General features: G+C 61.2%; 12 protein-coding genes. 4 read left to right on the top strand and 8 right to left on the bottom strand.

The window, feature by feature from the left end; all coding sequences use genetic code 11:
* Nucleotides 1-2: 2 nt before the first annotated feature.
* The 5 genes from ACTWQA_RS14975 to ACTWQA_RS14955 all read right to left on the bottom strand — a co-directional run bounded on the left by ACTWQA_RS14975 (nucleotide 3) and on the right by ACTWQA_RS14955 (nucleotide 7,990).
* The gene (locus tag ACTWQA_RS14975) at nucleotides 3-1,127 is read right to left on the bottom strand and encodes a DUF4007 family protein (RefSeq protein WP_443159825.1); all 1,125 of its coding nucleotides are present in this window, start codon (nucleotides 1,125-1,127) and stop codon (nucleotides 3-5) included.
* A gap of 53 nt (nucleotides 1,128-1,180) precedes the next feature.
* Nucleotides 1,181-2,356 carry a cysteine desulfurase family protein gene (locus tag ACTWQA_RS14970; protein ID WP_443159824.1) on the bottom strand — a complete coding sequence of 392 codons (1,176 nt, stop codon included), beginning with the start codon at nucleotides 2,354-2,356 and terminating at the stop codon, nucleotides 1,181-1,183.
* A gap of 1,184 nt (nucleotides 2,357-3,540) precedes the next feature.
* Nucleotides 3,541-4,074 carry a hypothetical protein gene (locus ACTWQA_RS14965; RefSeq protein WP_443159823.1) on the bottom strand — a complete coding sequence of 178 codons (534 nt, stop codon included), beginning with the start codon at nucleotides 4,072-4,074 and terminating at the stop codon, nucleotides 3,541-3,543.
* A gap of 356 nt (nucleotides 4,075-4,430) precedes the next feature.
* Nucleotides 4,431-6,365: an ATP-binding protein gene (locus tag ACTWQA_RS14960; RefSeq protein ID WP_443159822.1), complete on the bottom strand. Its 1,935-nt coding sequence runs from the start codon at nucleotides 6,363-6,365 to the stop codon at nucleotides 4,431-4,433.
* Between the two features lie 50 nt (nucleotides 6,366-6,415).
* Nucleotides 6,416-7,990 carry a DEAD/DEAH box helicase gene (locus tag ACTWQA_RS14955; RefSeq protein ID WP_443159821.1) on the bottom strand — a complete coding sequence of 525 codons (1,575 nt, stop codon included), beginning with the start codon at nucleotides 7,988-7,990 and terminating at the stop codon, nucleotides 6,416-6,418.
* Nucleotides 7,991-8,449: 459 nt separating this feature from the next.
* Here ACTWQA_RS14955 and ACTWQA_RS14950 point away from each other — a divergent pair, with 459 nt between their 5' ends.
* Both ACTWQA_RS14950 and ACTWQA_RS14945 read left to right on the top strand, forming a co-directional pair.
* Nucleotides 8,450-9,232, top strand: coding sequence for a hypothetical protein (locus ACTWQA_RS14950; RefSeq protein ID WP_443159820.1), 783 nt, complete (start codon nucleotides 8,450-8,452; stop codon nucleotides 9,230-9,232).
* Nucleotides 9,233-9,568: 336 nt separating this feature from the next.
* Nucleotides 9,569-10,915, top strand: a complete 1,347-nt coding sequence (locus ACTWQA_RS14945) for a hypothetical protein (RefSeq protein ID WP_443159819.1) — start codon at nucleotides 9,569-9,571, stop codon at nucleotides 10,913-10,915.
* Between the two features lie 167 nt (nucleotides 10,916-11,082).
* Here the strand turns inward: ACTWQA_RS14945 and ACTWQA_RS14940 are convergent, their stop codons facing one another.
* Together ACTWQA_RS14940 and ACTWQA_RS14935 are read right to left on the bottom strand one after the other, a co-directional pair.
* The gene (locus tag ACTWQA_RS14940; protein ID WP_443159818.1) at nucleotides 11,083-11,481 is read right to left on the bottom strand and encodes a hypothetical protein; all 399 of its coding nucleotides are present in this window, start codon (nucleotides 11,479-11,481) and stop codon (nucleotides 11,083-11,085) included.
* A gap of 333 nt (nucleotides 11,482-11,814) precedes the next feature.
* Nucleotides 11,815-13,614 carry a hypothetical protein gene (locus ACTWQA_RS14935; protein WP_443159817.1) on the bottom strand — a complete coding sequence of 600 codons (1,800 nt, stop codon included), beginning with the start codon at nucleotides 13,612-13,614 and terminating at the stop codon, nucleotides 11,815-11,817.
* Nucleotides 13,615-14,197: 583 nt separating this feature from the next.
* Between ACTWQA_RS14935 and ACTWQA_RS14930 the strand changes: the two genes are divergently transcribed.
* A complete protein-coding gene (locus ACTWQA_RS14930; RefSeq protein WP_443159816.1) occupies nucleotides 14,198-14,791 on the top strand; it encodes a hypothetical protein in 594 nt (197 codons plus the stop codon).
* A gap of 321 nt (nucleotides 14,792-15,112) precedes the next feature.
* Here the strand turns inward: ACTWQA_RS14930 and ACTWQA_RS14925 are convergent, their stop codons facing one another.
* Entirely contained in the window at nucleotides 15,113-15,331 is a 219-nt protein-coding gene (locus ACTWQA_RS14925; protein WP_443159815.1) for a hypothetical protein, read from the bottom strand.
* 356 nt (nucleotides 15,332-15,687) lie between these two features.
* Here ACTWQA_RS14925 and ACTWQA_RS14920 point away from each other — a divergent pair, with 356 nt between their 5' ends.
* The gene (locus ACTWQA_RS14920) at nucleotides 15,688-16,221 is read left to right on the top strand and encodes a hypothetical protein (protein WP_443159814.1); all 534 of its coding nucleotides are present in this window, start codon (nucleotides 15,688-15,690) and stop codon (nucleotides 16,219-16,221) included.
* Nucleotides 16,222-16,248 lie beyond the last annotated feature (27 nt).

Here is a 16,248-nt window from a genome sequence, read left to right as displayed (position 1 = left end):
GGTCACACCTGCTCCTCGGTCAATTCCAGAACTTCGGGCTGCTCAGACTGCTGTTCGCGTTTGCGGCCCTTGCTGGCGCGCTCCAGACCGGGATAGCGCTGTTTCCACTCCTCAGGGGTCGGAAGGTCCGCTTGGCGGCGGATGTCCCCATAGTGCCGATCCAGGATGTCCCAGGCCAACTGCTGAGGATCTGCGGCAAAGGACAGGCTCCGCTGGCCCAGCGAGTCAGTGATCTGTAGATCGTCCTGTTCCGCGACGAGCGGTTCTATGACCTTGATGAGCTCGGGCTCTCGCATGCGGAAGGCTCGTCCGGGAGCACCTGGTTCGTTGGCGAGCCGGGCCAGGGAGATGGAGTTGCCGCCAGTGACGTGCGAGGCGTAGTCAAGGCATGCGTAGAGCAGCACCGCTGCTGGAAGATTGACGCGGGACCGGGTGGTGAACCGCCAGACGCGGCTCTTGCCCTTGCCTTGGCCTTCCAACAGGCCGAGCTCCCGGAAGGGACTCATCAGCTGATCTTCAAAGCTGCCCTGCGACTGCGGATTGGGCTCCAGGTCAAGGGCATACATCTTGATGAGGCAGTCCACATCTCGCTTGATCGATTCTGCGGCCGGCACAGCGTTATCGGGATAGCTCTCGTGCACATGCCGCGTGATCAGAGTGATCATCTCTGCGGTTGTGACCTTGGAGAACGGCGCCAGGTGGAACATCACGTACCAGCTGGGCACCATGCACTTGGCTCCATGCTCCCCGTATTCACTAGACAGCAGCCACCAATGCAGCAACCACAGACTTCCAGTGTCTTCCAGGTAAGGGTCCGCGCCGTTCTTGCCGAGCAGCCACTCCGCCCTCCAGGTCGGAGAGGCAATATAGGCCCGGTTGGAGGGATCCCGGTGTGGGTGCTCCCGGGTGAGCTTGAACGCCTGCGACCAGAACCGGATAGCGTTCACCATGTTCCGACCGACGCCCAGCAGCACAGGCGCGTTCTCCCGGTGGAAGATATCGCTGCCACCCTCGCCGTCCCGAATAATCTCGGTGTGGGCTTTGTAGAGCCAGCCATAGCGAGGAGCGAAGGTTTCGTGCCGGGCGAATTTCGGCTCTGTCGCTTCTGCCAGCCGGCTGTCGGACATGCGCTGAACCTTTCGGTGGATGGTTGGGCCTAGTTCCGCTTGCTGGCGGATAGTCAGGGTCCTGCGGTAGTTGCCATGGCGGATCGAACCTCCGTGACGGCGCGGGTGGTGGCCGCTATAGCCCGCTCGATGTCGTTTTCGGTAGTGGCATAGCCCAGGGAGAAACGCAGCGTCGAGTCCGCGTCCTGGCGGCTTAGCCCCATCGCTACCAGCACGTGGCTCGGACTTGGTGCCCCCGAAGCACAGGCGCTGCCATCGGAGGCAGCAATCTCGGGCATCGCGGCCAGAACCGCGTCCGCAGGTACCCTAGGAAAGGTGACACTCGTGACACCAGGCAGTCGGGTCGAACGAGCACCGTTGATGCAGCAGTCGGGCAGGCGAGAGGTCAATCCATCCTCAAGTGCATGACGCAGTCTCGCGACACGAGCGGCTTCATCATGCAGTCGAGTTCGAGCAGCCTCTGCGGCAGCACCCAGCCCAGCAATACCGGGCACGTTCAGTGTGCCTGCCCGCCAACCCCGCTCCTGGCCACCTCCGATCAGAAGGGGGCGGTGAGGCACAGATACGCCGCGACGAACAAAAAGCGCACCAACCCCCTGCGGGGCTCCAAACTTGTGACCGGATAGTGACAGCATGTCGACATCGAGTTCGTTCAGATCCAGCGGAAGGCGACCCACATACTGGGTGGCATCGCTGTGCACGAGCGCTCCTGCCTCATGTGCGAGCTTGATGATGGGGCCAAGATCGGTTAGGACCCCTGTCTCATTGTTGGCCAGCATTGCCGAGACGATCGCCACCTTGCCCTGACGACATGCCGCTTCCAGTGGCGCCAACTCGACGGCGCCGTCTCGGTCCACTGGCAGCTCCACCAGCGTGCCTGCGCCATCCGCAGTGATGGCATGGGCCACCTCAAGAATCGCGGGATGCTCAACAGCCGTAGTGGCTAGAGTCTCACCCATCGAAAAGCCTGCACGAAGCGCTAGGTTGTTCGCCTCTGTCGCGCCAGACGTGAAGATGAGTTCCCCCGGCGTACAGCCGAGCAAGTGGGCAAGTCGTTGACGGGCTAGATCAACACGCGATGCCGCATCACGGCCTGCCATATGGACGCTGGAAGCGTTGCCGACGCTTCTCAATGCCTCCAACATGGCTTCGAGCACCTCCGGCCGCAGAGGAGCCGTCGCATTGTAGTCGAGGTACACCACTTCCGCACGACCAGTATCGGTCGACACGCTAGCTCCCATCGCCCCATGCCTTCCTCTTGTGGCTCCTGGAGGCGAGGTTCGCAGGCGTCACTCATCCCGCCAGGAGTGCACTGAGATCCTAGCTAACCCCTGCGACATCATGGGCTGTCTCGCGGAGAATGAAGTAAGTCCCTTGAGTAATCCGACGTCTTCGCCCGTACCGGTCACTACACGGCACTTCACCCGCCATAGCGGACCCGGTGGCTCAGCCGGCCGGCTCGAAGGTAGATCGATGATCGACCATACGCGTCATAACAACCTGACCCATCGTAGACCCCACCGCGACCAAGGGCACCCCGCTGGACCATGCCTGTGCACCAGGATGAGGAGCTGACACGCCGCTGGAGCGCTGCACGATCAATCGCGACTTGGCACATCCCGAGGAGGGTCAGCAGGGTCTGCTTGCCTTGGCGGGCACGGTCACCAAGCTCTCCACGTCGCCCTGCGACGCCTCTGACCGCATGCTCATCAAGGCTCTCCTTCAGGCGGGCTCTCCGGCAACGCGCTCTTGGGGCCGTCATGGTGGTTTGGGGGCTCAGAGCAGGTGGTTATAGCGCAAATCCAAAGCGTGATAGAGGTTGGTTTTCCGCTACGCTAAGGATGCCTCGGCCGCGTTGGTGTTGACTTTGTCAGAGCAACACTCGCTGACGCTCGCGTGCAGCATCGATGCAGCCAAGGGCGCGCGATCGATCTGATGCGAGAGCGGGGCAGATGGCTGGTTTGAACGGCGGCCGGTTCGAGGCGCAACGCGCGAGGAACCTAGAGCGCGCCCGTCGTAGCGGCGTGCCGGACTCGGTGGCAAGGCTCTTTGCCGTCGTTCAGGAGCCCCGGGGCGATAACGAGCCTTCGACACCGGGCTTCGACGCAATCTTGCGAGATGAGATCGCCCGGATGCGCAAACGCATTAGTGAGCCAGCGGCCAACTCTGGCGGCCTGGTCGAGGCAGGCGGATTCGGTGGTCTTGTGGAGACCGAGGCAACGACAAGTGCCCACCGTCTTCTGACCGCGGCTGAGGCCGACGGTATGTCAAGAGCCGCTGGCCTGTTGCGTGCGGCTCTTGATCGGTGTGGAAGCGTCCCTCGGTCCGGCGCCGAGAGCGCAGAATCGCCATCGTTTCCGGAACACGAAAGGATCCTGAATCCCGAGACCGGGCGACCGATTGGGATGTGGCGTTAGCCGATCAGGCGCGTGCCTCCAGAGATGCGCTGATAGTTGGGAAGAAAATGGGCGATCCAGGCCGCAAGCGTTTCCCATGCGTCTGCAGGATCGCTAATCGTGCGCCCAGTCTCTCCGCAGAGCTCAACAAGTCGTTGAACAGCCTTCATAGTGGTCAGATTGCTACATTCGCGCGCAATTCGTCCGGTAAAACCTTGCCGAAGTATAGCCCCTACATATCTATTGAATGCTTCTTCTGTCGCTAGACCTGTAGGTATGCCCAAAGCAGTTAGTTCTGGTCGAACGATTTCTGCCACGCTTTCTTCACGCTGTCCGGTGTACACCCTCCAGAGGACTTCTGGAGGGCGATACATGGGCAGCCAGTCTGTGCGGTCTGTTGCCTCGATAGGTGGTCGGACCGGCGCGGTCGGCAGCATTGCAGCGGCCTCGATAACGGCATCGCGATCAGCTTCTGTGGCTGGCGCCGATGTGCCCTGCAACACAGCTAGCAGTGACACGAGTGCGGGGTCATCTGCTGTGGTCTCGACCAAGATCTCGACCGCGCCCGGCCGGTGCCATCCCAGCCCGTTGGAAGTAATGTTCGCAGAACCGACGAGGGCACGAGGCCCTGCAATATATGCCTTTGCATGCACAACAGGGTGAAGTGCAACAGTCCCACCGCGTTGGCTTATGAGATCGAAGACCCGCGGGTCGCTCACTCCAGCTGCAACTTCATCTGGTCGCCATCGCGTAAATACCTCTAACGAGGATCCGCTAGGAAGCGCTGCAAGTAAGGGCTCAATTCCTGATACCGTGATGAAGGGCGAGACTATTGTCAGGCCTTCCGCATCCCGCGCCAGCCCTAGGAGACGCTCACCGCAGCGTTGCGGATCAAGCCCCGAGTGGGTCACGCGTCACCGTCCCCATCCTGAGTATCATCCTCTCCGCCAAACAGTGAAGCGGCCTTGAAAGCAACGTCCCCAACATACTCTCCGAGACGACGGCCCCACCCCTCGCGGATCTCTTTGATCATCCCTATGGAGGGGTGTGTTCGGTGCTCGTTTTCATACCGGGACCAGGCGAGCAGTAGCCATGTCACCGCATCTACGCTTTGCACCAATAGCCTTTTAGCCTCTTCCTCGCTCATCGCCTCGATTTCGTCATTAGCAACGCGGAGGGGGCCGATCAGGCTTTTATAAGCCGGGTGAGCATTGTTAATACACAGAATCTCTAGATTGAGTGCCTCGTCGGGCCAGAAGAATGCTGGCGCCTCTTTCACGGGGCGGTCAACTACTTGCACTGTAACACCGCGCTGGTAGTTGGCAATGATCGCGCCACGGATTTCCGCCGGCACGTCCTGCTCTTCCAGCTTGTGATCGATCGCTTCGGCCGCCTTGATGGGGTCCGGCTTGTTGTTGGCGAAGTCAGCCTCGCCAGGTGTCGGACTCACACTGGAGCGGGTCTTCTTGACATTGGAGGCGACGCTCGTGATGGCAGGCTGGGGTCGTCGAGCGCCCGAGGCTGCCTGCTGCGCGTTCTTCCCTTCCTGCTTCATCGCGTTGACGAGGGCCACGAGCTGGTAGGCCATATCGTAAAGCTCTGCGATCGGGTGGTCCTCGTCGAACAGTCCCTCCTCGATCGCCTCGTCCTTGGTTAGACGGTGCTCCCGCGCCAGACGAAGTGCTTGTGCAAGGTTAGGGGCGTCCTGCTTGTTGTTGGTAACCCCGAAAATCTCGTCGAGGCATGGGTTGAAGGCAATCTCGACGCCCCACCAACGGTCCGTAGCTTCCTGAGCCAGTGTCTTCTCCAGGACGAGCTCGCGATCAGCCCGCATGACAGAAATACCGGAATTATCACGGGCGTGGCGCCCCTGGTGAGTGCTGATTCCAGCGTTGCGACCCGGCCGTGCTTCGGGTTTCGCAAGCGACAACTGAGCGCGAACGGTCGAGGTACCCTCACCATCCGGTCGTTGAAGGACGAACGTGCGGGACGTGTGGTGTTCGGCGAAGGGCGGTTCGTCCGTGATGGGAACCAGAGGTTTTCCATCATCTTCGGCGGATGCTTCCCAGTATCCCAGCGTTGTTTCAGCAACCGGGTAGAGATACAACGGGTCGTTCGGCCTAACCTCCTGGAACCCATCAGGTCCGCCCAACGTGTCCGCTTCCATCACGGCGACCTGGATACTGCGCCGCCGAGTATCAGAGGTCAGAAACTTTCGATAGACGCGCCCGAGAAGGTATTCCGTATGGGCAAACATCGTCTCAGCGCGCACCCAACGCAGCTTGTCAAGGTGCGTCCACCGAATCACCGTTCCGCTGTAGAGCGCCTGGCCCATGGAGGTATCGGGAACAGCGTGATCCCTATAAACATCAAGGACCCAGTCCGGCAAGGCCACGTAGGCCGGGCTTGACGGCTGGGTCGGCCAGGGAACGGTCAGCGCTCCCTTCTTGGCTGAGTCCTCAACCTCTTTCAGATCGAGGTACGTGTGCGATGCGTTTTCCGGCTGTGTCTTCTGCCAGGTCCAAACATCCGTTCGCTTGCACTGCGAGACGCTCGCCTGTGGCAGCCCCATACCGAACCGTCCGATGCCGGATCGATCGTCGTATTTGCCTGAGCCGCCGAAAGAAAGTGCGAGATTGAGCGCCTCCTCTGTCATACCTCCGCCATCGTCGATGACCCATATCTCATCGACCCGCTTCGTAGCGCGCTGCTTGCCTTGCACCGTACGTTGCACAATAACCAGCAACACCGTATTAGCATCGCCCCACTGAAACGAGTTGTCGATCAACTCAGCTAGAGCATAATCGGTACCCTTGTAACCGGTGTCACGGATTGACTTCACTGTTTGCGAACCAGAAAGAAGGGGCGCTTCCTGCCTCGCGATACCTGGCGTTACCACAAGTCCTCCCAGTGCGTGAAAGCAGCAGCAATAGTGCCGAATGCTGGAACGGAGGGGTCAACAACGGTGGCGACCACTGCCTTCTTGTTTCCGCCAGCTTTCGGACCTCGGATGCCTCGTCCTACCATCTGGCTGTACAACACAAGCGAGCGCGTGGGCCGGGCTATCACTACCGCGCTCGTTTGTGGAGCATCGAAGCCTGTGGTCAGCACACCATAGTTGACTAGCACACGAGTAACGCGTGCCGAGCTCTTATACATGCGGATCGCAGTGTCACGGACCTCCGCTGCTGTATTACCGTCCACCGCGTCAGCCAAAACCTCCGCCGCCCTTAGGGTCGCCGCAACAACGTGGGCTAGATCAACAGATGCTGCGAAGACAATGATTCGGCGATGCGACTCCTTGACTAGCTGCAGCGTTGCCGCGACGACTTCCTTGAGGTAGTCATCCTCGTCCATCCCTAACTCTGCCGGGTCCTCGCCGACAGCAGCCGGTTCCTCCTCCGCATCAGGCAGCTCACCAAGCAGGCGAAATTCCGGCTCGGCAAGGTAGCCCTGCTGTATGAGGTATTCAACAGGTCCGGCTGCGCCACCATCCGTAGCAGTGTCCAGCTCGACCTTGGTGTGCTCGAAGAATGCGGCGAGCTCTTCGTCTGCGGTAGAGCCCGCAAACGTACGCCCAGGCGTAGCGCTCAAGCCAACGATGGGCGTGATCGGCTGCCCTGCCACGGATAGCTGTTCCACCACCTGCCGATAGGTGGGCGCAATGGCTTGGTGAGCTTCATCGAAGATGATCAATCCCAACCGACGTCCGAGATCACGGAGCAGCCCAGGCTCATTCCGGCGTGCATGTATTGTCTGCAAGCTCGCCACGAGGAGACCGTCTATCACGTCATCGCTATTCCAATCCTGACCGCTCCATGCCGCCAGGATAGGAACTTCACGGTTACCTAGCGCGTTCCAGGCCTGGTGAAACTCTCGAGCCGCCTGATCAAGCAGCTCACGCGTCGAGGCAAGCCAGAGTACTGGTCGCCCCTCATGCTCTCGAAGAAAGTCGCACACCATGCTCAAGGTCGTGCGGGTCTTCCCCGACCCCGTCGGCATGTGCAGCAGAAGACGAGTCCTACCTTTACTTAGCAGAGTCCGCGCTTCCATCACGGCCCGCCGCTGATGAGGAAACAGTCCGTACACCGGAGTGGTCTGGGTGGGCAAAGTCGCCATCTTGTCGCTGTGGGCCTCAGGTAGCCCGAGGAAGACGGCTACGCGACCGGGATTCGTAAGCACCGCCCGAGCGCTCAGGTCAGCTGGTCCTAGCGACAGGCGTTCCGACAAAGCCCAGCGCTGCTCTTCTGGGAGCTCATCGGGCAATACGCCGGCGTCAGCGAGGCGGCGAATGGCAGAGGTGGGGTCACCGAGACATGCCACAGCAAGCACCGCATCAGACGGCATCTTCGCGATGAGGCCCTCTTGGACAAGCTTCGTGATCGTACGGGTCACACGAGAGTCGACGAGAGACTGGGCATGTGCCGTCGTTCCTAGCAGGTCGAAGATCGTGTACTGGCCGTTCACAGACGTTCAGACCCTGAAGGAAGGCCGAAGAGAACCGTCTCGAGGAAGAAGCTGCGTTGGAACCGGACGAACTTTGAGGGGCGGGCGAACCGGAGATCGTCAGCCTCTGCGTGGGCACAGAGTGATCCAGAATGGGTCACGGCAGTGGTGCAGTCCATCTGAGCGGTATCCTCCGCACGCATCGCTTCGAAGGTTGTTAGCTTCATGGTTCGCCTTAGCGGATGGTACGGCATCGGCTCGCTAGTCTCATCCCATTGTTGTATCTCGGTAACAGTTAGTTCCTAACCAGTTTGCTAGCGCAACTGCGACCGAGCGGAATATAGGCATATAACGGGACAATAGACCCAATCAGAGCTTCGGGGTACAGTTCAGTCTCTGCCCAGATTTTTCCCACAGGGCCTCCCCTCCACTCCCGGGCCCCTGCTGTGCCTGCGGCCGATCGATACACCTCCGCCCATCGTGCACAGCAATCACCGATCACAGCAGAGCGACCGACCGCATATCGCGCAAAGTGACCGCGCGGTAACACCGTCGGAGTTATTGTCAGGCGTGGAGGTTGGAGAAGAGTGGGCTTATCGCGAGCGGCCGAGGTCGCTGGGCGATCCCGTGCACCGCGTCACGATCGTGAAGATTCGGGATAGCGACGACTCGATCAGGATCCGCCGGCTGGACGGCGACGACGCCGGGCTACAGGAATGGGTCTCCTACACCTCTCTGCTCGACCGCTGGACCGACATCGAACCGCGGCTCAACGACGAGCGGCGCCTTTTGGCCGTCAGAGAAGCATCGTCTGCTGCCGGCGACACGGTGGAGTACAACGCCGCGTTGCTCATCGTGAAGAACTGCGGGCTTGGCCGACGGGTGATCTTCGGACGAAGCAAGACCGAGACGGGGGTCCTGCGGATCGACAAGCCTGCCGGGGTAGCCGATCGTCTGGGACTCACCGTCGAAGAACTAGCCGACGACCCTCTCGCCTTCCATGATCGTCATGGGACGCTGATCAGCCCTTGGCGAGCAGCACGGCAGCTGATGCCGACGATCGCTACGACATTCTCCGAAGGGATCATGGAAGCGATCCACCGGGAAGAAGCAGAACTGCGTTCGGAGAACCTCTACGGCTACCCTTACCGGCCATCCTGGGAGGACGCCAGCGCCCTGGTAGTAGCCATGCTCGAGGTAGAAGCGTCCTGCCTCGGTTATCTCAGCGATCCAGATGCCGTTTTTCCGGGGGGTCGAAACTAGTCCCCTGTCTCGGAGTGCATACACAGTACGAGCTAGATCGCTGTCCTTGGCGGTGACTGATTCACCCTCCGCGATGCGGCGCAGGGTCGCCATTTGGCGCTCGTTCAGCTTGGCCCACCGACGCATATCACTAGATGACACCATGTCGCCACCGTACGCAACCAGATTGCGCCACAACGGTTTTCAACTAAGGAGTAGCACGATCAGCCCGCTGTTGTTGCGGCCTGCGAGGAGCGCCGCAGAGCAGCTGAGGGCGGACGGTGCCGTGGACAACCGCCCGGGTGGGCGTAGGTCTCTGCTGTGCGCGATGTCGCGGGCAGGGCTAGCGTTGGCGCTGTGACCCCCGAACATCTGGAGTTGGTGGCCGCGCTGGTCGACCTCATCTCCGATGCACGACTACGAGCCAGCGAACATGCCGATCTGACCGACCGGGAAACCGCTGATGCAATCGCCCAGTCGCCGGCAGGTGACGCCGTACGTCGAGCGGCGGACGCGGCCGCTCGGGCCAACGGCTATCTGGACGGCGAGCGTGGCGATCGACATGCGGGCCGGGCGTTGCAGGGCGATGCGCTATTCCAGCTCGGGGTTGCCGCCCTGCTTAGGTCCAACCACGAGTTCAACGCCGAGGCTCTGGCTGGGCAGCTCGCCGCGTACCTGGCCGGGCCGCCCGAAGACCTGTGGCGATACTTCGTTCTCAACATCGACTGGGAGCTGCCACGTCCGGTCAACCTTGGCGGATGGAGGCTTTCGCGACCTGACGCAGACGAGTGGAGGGCTCAGCGGCCGGTCCCGAGCGCAGCGGAGCACGCGGCCACCCAGGCGTGGGATCCGTTGTTGGAGTCGGGATGGCATGTCGTCCTGGCCGCCCCTGACCCGGAGCTGGCACCCGTGCGGGGTTTTCCTTTGCGGTTGTTCTCCCGCGGCCCGTCGACAAGGTCAGCGTGGGCGCCGCTCCTGGCAGTCAACCTGTGGTCGGACGAGCCGGCCCGGGTCGTGGCCGAGTATGAGGTGGAACCCGGCCGAACCGTCGACTGCCTGTACTCCTCGATCCCGTACACGTACACCGGATCATTAGGCGATGAGTACGAGGTCCCGTTGCTCGGGCCGCTTCACGTGGACCACAGCCACAGCGAGCGGCTGATCCGCTTCTTGACGGAGATCACTACGCGGCTCACCGAGCGGGGACTCGGCAAGACGCTCTGCGACCGCATCCGGCGTAGTGCGCTGCGGTTCCTGAGCACGTCGGACATGGTCGGCTACCACGCAGATGTGACGTTCTCCGACGACGAGCCGCAGGTGGTGCTCAACTACGTGACGTCACTGGAGAACCTGCTTTCTGGCGGCAGTGAGAGCCACACAGATCTCTCTCGCAGGACGGCACAACGCGCCGCCGTCCTTATCGGCGAGGATGATGACGATCGCCTGCGCACACTCCGTTGCGTGAAGGACGCCTACAACGTTCGCAGCAGCATCGCCCATGGCAGCGATCCACACCCGCGCAAGCTGACCGAAGCCGCCACACAGGTCAGATCGATCCTCCGCCGGGCGCTCGTCGCAGCGATCGTCCTCGGCGAGACCGAGTTGGGCCCCCTGTGCGATGAAGCGCTCTTGTCCCAGGAGACGCTTCGCGCGAAAATCAACAACCCGCTTGCAGAATTCCACTCGCTTATCCATGCGCCTTAAATTCCGTCTCGGAGGAGGGAGAGGGTGGCGAGCCTAAGGCCACGCGGGTCGGCCATGGATCGAATGCGATTCAACAATTTGCAGCGCTGGACGCCGATGACCCCGCTCTCAGATTGCGTTCATCCATGAAGGCAACCCCGTTCCGAACCAAGCAGCCGCATCCGGTCCTATAGCGGAATGCTGATGACGTCAGCGATCGCCTTGGCGGCTGCGCTCTGCAGGTCCATGGTGGCGAGGTCGACGGCCAGGATGTCGCAGCCTGTGCCGCCGTGCAATTCCCGGGTGGCCTCGGCAAGTGCGATGCAGGCGGCGATGATGCCAACGAACGATGCTCCCACTGCTATGTCGGCGAGTTCGACCATTCCGCAAGCGTCGTGGTGATTTCTCAAATCTGCGAATGCCTGGGTGCTCGGGACGGCTGCCGGGCGTGGGTCGGTGGCCCAGCCCTCGACCTCGTCGCTGGCCTCGGTGCCGGGGAATCGGCGCATCAAGAGGGAGGAGAAGGTCTCCGATCCGCTGCCGAGGCCGATATCGATGGCGGTACGCCAACCTACGCTGGAGATCATGCGGCGGGTGCGAAGGTTGTCGACGCCGATGAGTGCGACATGGCTTTCGTCTGCGGCCCGGCGAAGTGAACCGGTCCGGATTTCTTGGAGGCCCTGGCGCCGCCGGGGTTGCACCGCTCCGCATCGAACGTGCCCTCGCCAGAGAAGGAAGCTGGCCAGTCGCACACGCGTGGGTCACGGCAGCCGCCGGCCAGGAGGCGAGCGCCGACCTCGGGTTCTTCCAGCAGACTCTCTAACGGCAACAACGGGTTCAGCATGGCGCCTCGAAAATTCGGATCCTTGGAGTACTGCCCTTTCCAACGGGGCTTGCGTGGTCGTAACCGAGGTTCGCTGTCATCCTCGGTCGACAATGATGGCGATCTCGAAGATGTTCCGCGGTGCGACGTTGCTGTCTTCGCCGCTTGCGAACTTGAGGGTCTTCTCGTCGATGGACCCGACCCATGTGCCGAGAAAGAGTTCAGGCAAGAACTGCTCGATCAGTACTGCGGTGTGTCGCACGTCGTTGTAGCTGACGGTGACGCTCCTTTGACCCAACGCGTTTTGGCCCCGTGCAAGGCCGTGAATCCAGCGCGCTGTCACACAGAGGATCTCGCCGGTGGAAAGGATGAGCCAATAGCTCGATGATTCAGATCTTTCGAGGAGTGTGAGGAGCTGCGGCACGTCGATGCGCCATCTCTCGTGTGGGGAGGACGGCCTCGCTGCGAACGCCTCAGACTTCTTGACCTGGACCAGCTCGGCACTTCGCAGCAAGACGGATGGTCGGATGTCGGCGTTGAGCAGCAATGCGATGTCGCATCCCCATGCCCTCTCCTCGGCCTTGGGAACGGGACGCTGGCGGACGGAGATCGTCTGTGCCAGGCGTGGACTACCACCAGCGCTCAGCCGCAGCGAGGTGTCCCGGAACGCGGTTTCGAGTTCCATGAGGAGTGCCCCGGTCACAAGCTCCTCTTGGGCTGCGCCCTGTGACTGCGCCCAGTCACCGAAGCGGACCATGGCATGGCGAAGCGATCGGGACACCGCGTCTTCGACCTCAGCCGACCCGATCCAGGTCTTCGCCAACGGTGTCAGCGGGTGCGGAAACAGTGGCACGCCGTCGAATGCTCGCGCTGCACTGTCGGCAAGCCATCGGCGAAGGTCCTCATCTGGGGACGGAACTCCAGATACACGTGCGAGCACGCCTTGGGCCCGGTCCCGAGTTGCACGGTCTGGGTCGCCCGCGACGACTTCCTCAAGTACCTCATGTACGGCCGAGTGGCGAACGGCCGCAAGAGCGAGGAGATCGGTGGCGTCCGCGCCTAGAGTGTCTGCTTGGCTGAGAACTTCGCGGGCCGATACCGCCCAGGCTTCGGGGAACGAGTCGAGGTGCTCCGACAGTCGCAAATGCACGCCACGAATCTGGTCTCTATGCTTCCAGCTGTCCCGCTCGTACTCGACGAGCTGCCGTAGGTCAGCCCACAGCAGCGCAACCCCGCATAGGGTGGTGCCGTTGACTTGGCTCTGGTTTCTCTGCAATATGTGCGCGACTGAGCTGGTGGTGCGCGGGAGATCATTCGCGTACAACTTCTGGCTTGCGGCCCAGCCGGCCTTGAGCGCCTGCCGTTCGAGGATGACTATAGGGATGAACGGGAGGGCTGCCGATTCCCATGTTTCGGATGAAACAATGTCAACATTCGGAAAATCGTCAACGATCTTCGGATCGTCGCCGACGCCTTTAGCAATGGTCGGGTTCAGTTTTGCTATTTGGACGAGCAGTTCCTGATATGTTTCGAAGATGAGGCGGCCGTTGGTGCGGAGCTCAGCGACGCTCACGCCGGTAATCATTCGGCGGGCGAGCGCGATCCCCTCGGGGGATTGCCAATCATTGTCATCCCAGCCCCGGCTCCGTGCGGTGAAGACGAGCCGGATTACTTCCGCCACGAATCCCCAGATCGAGGCTTGAGGCGTCTCGTAACTCCAGCGCCAGCCACGAGAGTTGTCCTCCGGCTGCGTCGATGCCCAAGTCAGAAGGTGCCTCAGGAGGCGGGGGTCGTATCGAGCGGCACGCAGGAGAAAGTCAAGATCCTTGCGTGTAAACCGCCGAATGGCTTCGCTGGTCTCGTTCGGTGCCAGGCTGAGTACGACGTAGACGAGCACTCCACACACATTGTCAGACTCTGCGCTATGGCGGCTATGCCAGTATATTCTGTGAGATTTATACGGATCCCAGCTTGGGCGAGCGGGAAGTGCATCTCTTATCGTTTCCCAGCACATCCCGAGCACCATCTGGAGAAGTGCCATTTGGGAGGGATGCTTGGCGAGTCGTTCGAGCATCCGCACCAGGTCAGCGGCGCCTCGCTTCAGTCGGCTGCAGAAAGCTTGGACAACCAGACGATACGACGAATCATCGATTTTGGGCGCCGCACCGGCATCGTCACTGACAAGCCATTCGATGAATCGAGCAGCGGCAGAGTTGTCAGTTTCAGGAATTTCAGGCCGAGGTTCCTCAGTCACGGTAGACAGGTCTCACTTTCTAGCTATTCCACATATCAGCATTCGATAACGCTATCAACGCAGCAACCTAATTCCTTAATGGACTGGGCACAGCCCCCTCCACCCCTACCGAGGACATGGCCAGCCTACTCAGGGCATGTCAAGCCACACTAAAGTCTACGGCTTTCGCGGTGTCACTGTGGCACTGATTGATAATACTCGTTCAACTATCTGGTAGACTATGAGTATGGAATCGGGTGTTGATGATTCCGATGGCGTGATGCATCCAGGTCGGCGGTCCCCGCTCGGCTCGACTGCCCCTGGGCGCGCTATTCAAGCAGCAACAACGGAGCCGGAGCAGCTACGCGCCGGCAAGGCGTTCCACCAAGAATTCCAAAGAACTTACGGCGTAGATCTGGTGGTTCCCGGCGATTGCGAGAAGGAGGTTCATGTGGTCAAGGCTCGCTCTGCGGGCCGAGAGGGGAGGGACGTTGACAGTCTCCCGCCGCTCACTGGACGCGGTGGCCGGGTCGACTTCGTCGTCCGATTGAAGCCTACTCAGGATGAACCACATGGATCGCTCGTCTTGATCGAGCTAAAGAGCACCGACTGGGACAAGGTGAAACACGTTCGGCGGCTGGCTGCCCGGCATGCTGCGCAGATGTTCAGCTACATGGGGCACTGCTGGGAGCTAGTTGACACTGACACAATTGACTCGTTCCAGGCCGCCATCGTGTACCCAAGAAAGCCAACATCTTCCTCTATTACTGAGATGTTGGCCACGCTATTTAGCGCAGACGGCATCGCATTGTATTGGTACGACGAAATCGTGCGCGGGTGACGATGCACTTGCCGCTGGTCCGCGGGAAGTGTTGCGATGACGGCGACCCTATCGACCAGGACCGCGTCCCTGCGCAAGGGTAGTTGACCATCTAGCGGGCGCGGCGGCAGTGCGCTTTTCGAAAATTACGTCATGCAGTTCAGGTCGCATCTGACTACTCGTGCAGGACTCCGTCGAGCCATATCGTCGGCGTATGTTCAGCTCGGCGGCTCCCTCGAGATCGGCGACGAATCCGGTACAGTGGGCTAGGGCTTGATGGGCTCAGTGCCGGTGTAGAACCGTTCATAATCGCGCAAGACGTGACGCGGATGGAATTCCGCTTCAGGGCTGGCAGCGGTCAATCAGCTCACGGCGACTCAACTGCACTCTCTCCATGATCGATTTCGTGCGCGGCATCCGAATCCCGGTGAGCACGCTCTCGATACCGACCTCGTCGAGGATCTCCTGGAGGAGGACGGGGAACTTCCCACCCCGGTCATGGGTCAGATAACGAGCCCCGCAGCCGACCTCCTCGAGATCCATCACGAGATGCTTCATCATCTGGATGACCCTTCTCGCGGTCGGGTGCGCGTTGCTCCGAGCACGCGGACGCGCCGGGTGGCGTGCTCGATGAACGCCAGAATGTTGTGATGCTGACTATTCAGCGTGACGGTCTCGATGAAACCGCAAGCTAGAAGAGCGATAGACGGCCGCTTCAGGTCCAGACGTTCCTGTTTGAGGATCTCCCAGCCCGTGGACGAAGCGACCTGATGCCAAGCGTGGCCAGCTCGCCGTGCACCCACCGATACCCCAGGCCGGGTTCTCGCGCTTATCTTGTGTGACTCTTGGTAGTCAGACATGTTCGTCAAGTAAGGTTGGCGGGTCCTTGCCTCACAGATATCCAGGGGTTCTCAGGCATGTCAGGCATCTCAGGTGGGTTGCCTCGGTACTTCCGGGCTGAGCGGGCGGTGGCGGTCGACAAGTCGGTGTGGTGGGTGGTGGTGGATGAGGTGCTGGGCTGTCGGCACGAAGGGCCGCACGTCCACGTCCATCGGCGGCTGAACGCCAACGGCGCGTTCGCCAAGGCGCGGCAACCGCGGGCGATCCCGGTCGAGCGCGACTCTGCTCGACACCGGGTCTGGATCACCCGCAACATGCGCTCCGGTCACGGCGACGAGTTCAGCTTCCGCGACGCCATGTCCGCCGCCCGCGCGGCGATGACGTCGGTCAAGGACATGCACCGCGCCACCACCTTCGAGGCCGCCGCCAACCCGCACTCGATCGCCCGCAAGGAGTTCGCCACCATGGCCCAGGCCGCCGACGAGTGCATCACCAAGGTCGCCGGCCTCGACACGGCCGGCGAGGAGGCGGTCCGGCGCGAGAACACCAGCCTGCTCACCCAGATGATCGCCGATCTCGAAGCCCGCCTCACCGAGCCGTCAGCAGGCTGACCGCGACCGTCAACGCGTCAAGGCAGC

This window comes from Nonomuraea sp. 10N515B (assembly GCF_052245915.1).
Taxonomy (GTDB): domain Bacteria; phylum Actinomycetota; class Actinomycetes; order Streptosporangiales; family Streptosporangiaceae; genus Nonomuraea.
This window is presented reverse-complemented; position numbering and strand designations above follow the sequence as displayed.

Bases quoted from the DNA above. Each gene is read 5' to 3' on its own strand.
- ACTWQA_RS14925 (WP_443159815.1), bottom strand. From the start codon at position 15,331: ATGATGAAGCATCTCGTGATGGATCTCGAGGAGGTCGGCTGCGGGGCT.
- ACTWQA_RS14920 (WP_443159814.1), top strand. From the start codon at position 15,688: ATGTCAGGCATCTCAGGTGGGTTGCCTCGGTACTTCCGGGCTGAGCGG.
- ACTWQA_RS14940 (WP_443159818.1), bottom strand. From the start codon at position 11,481: ATGATCTCCAGCGTAGGTTGGCGTACCGCCATCGATATCGGCCTCGGC.
- ACTWQA_RS14975 (WP_443159825.1), bottom strand. From the start codon at position 1,127: ATGTCCGACAGCCGGCTGGCAGAAGCGACAGAGCCGAAATTCGCCCGG.
- ACTWQA_RS14930 (WP_443159816.1), top strand. From the start codon at position 14,198: ATGGAATCGGGTGTTGATGATTCCGATGGCGTGATGCATCCAGGTCGG.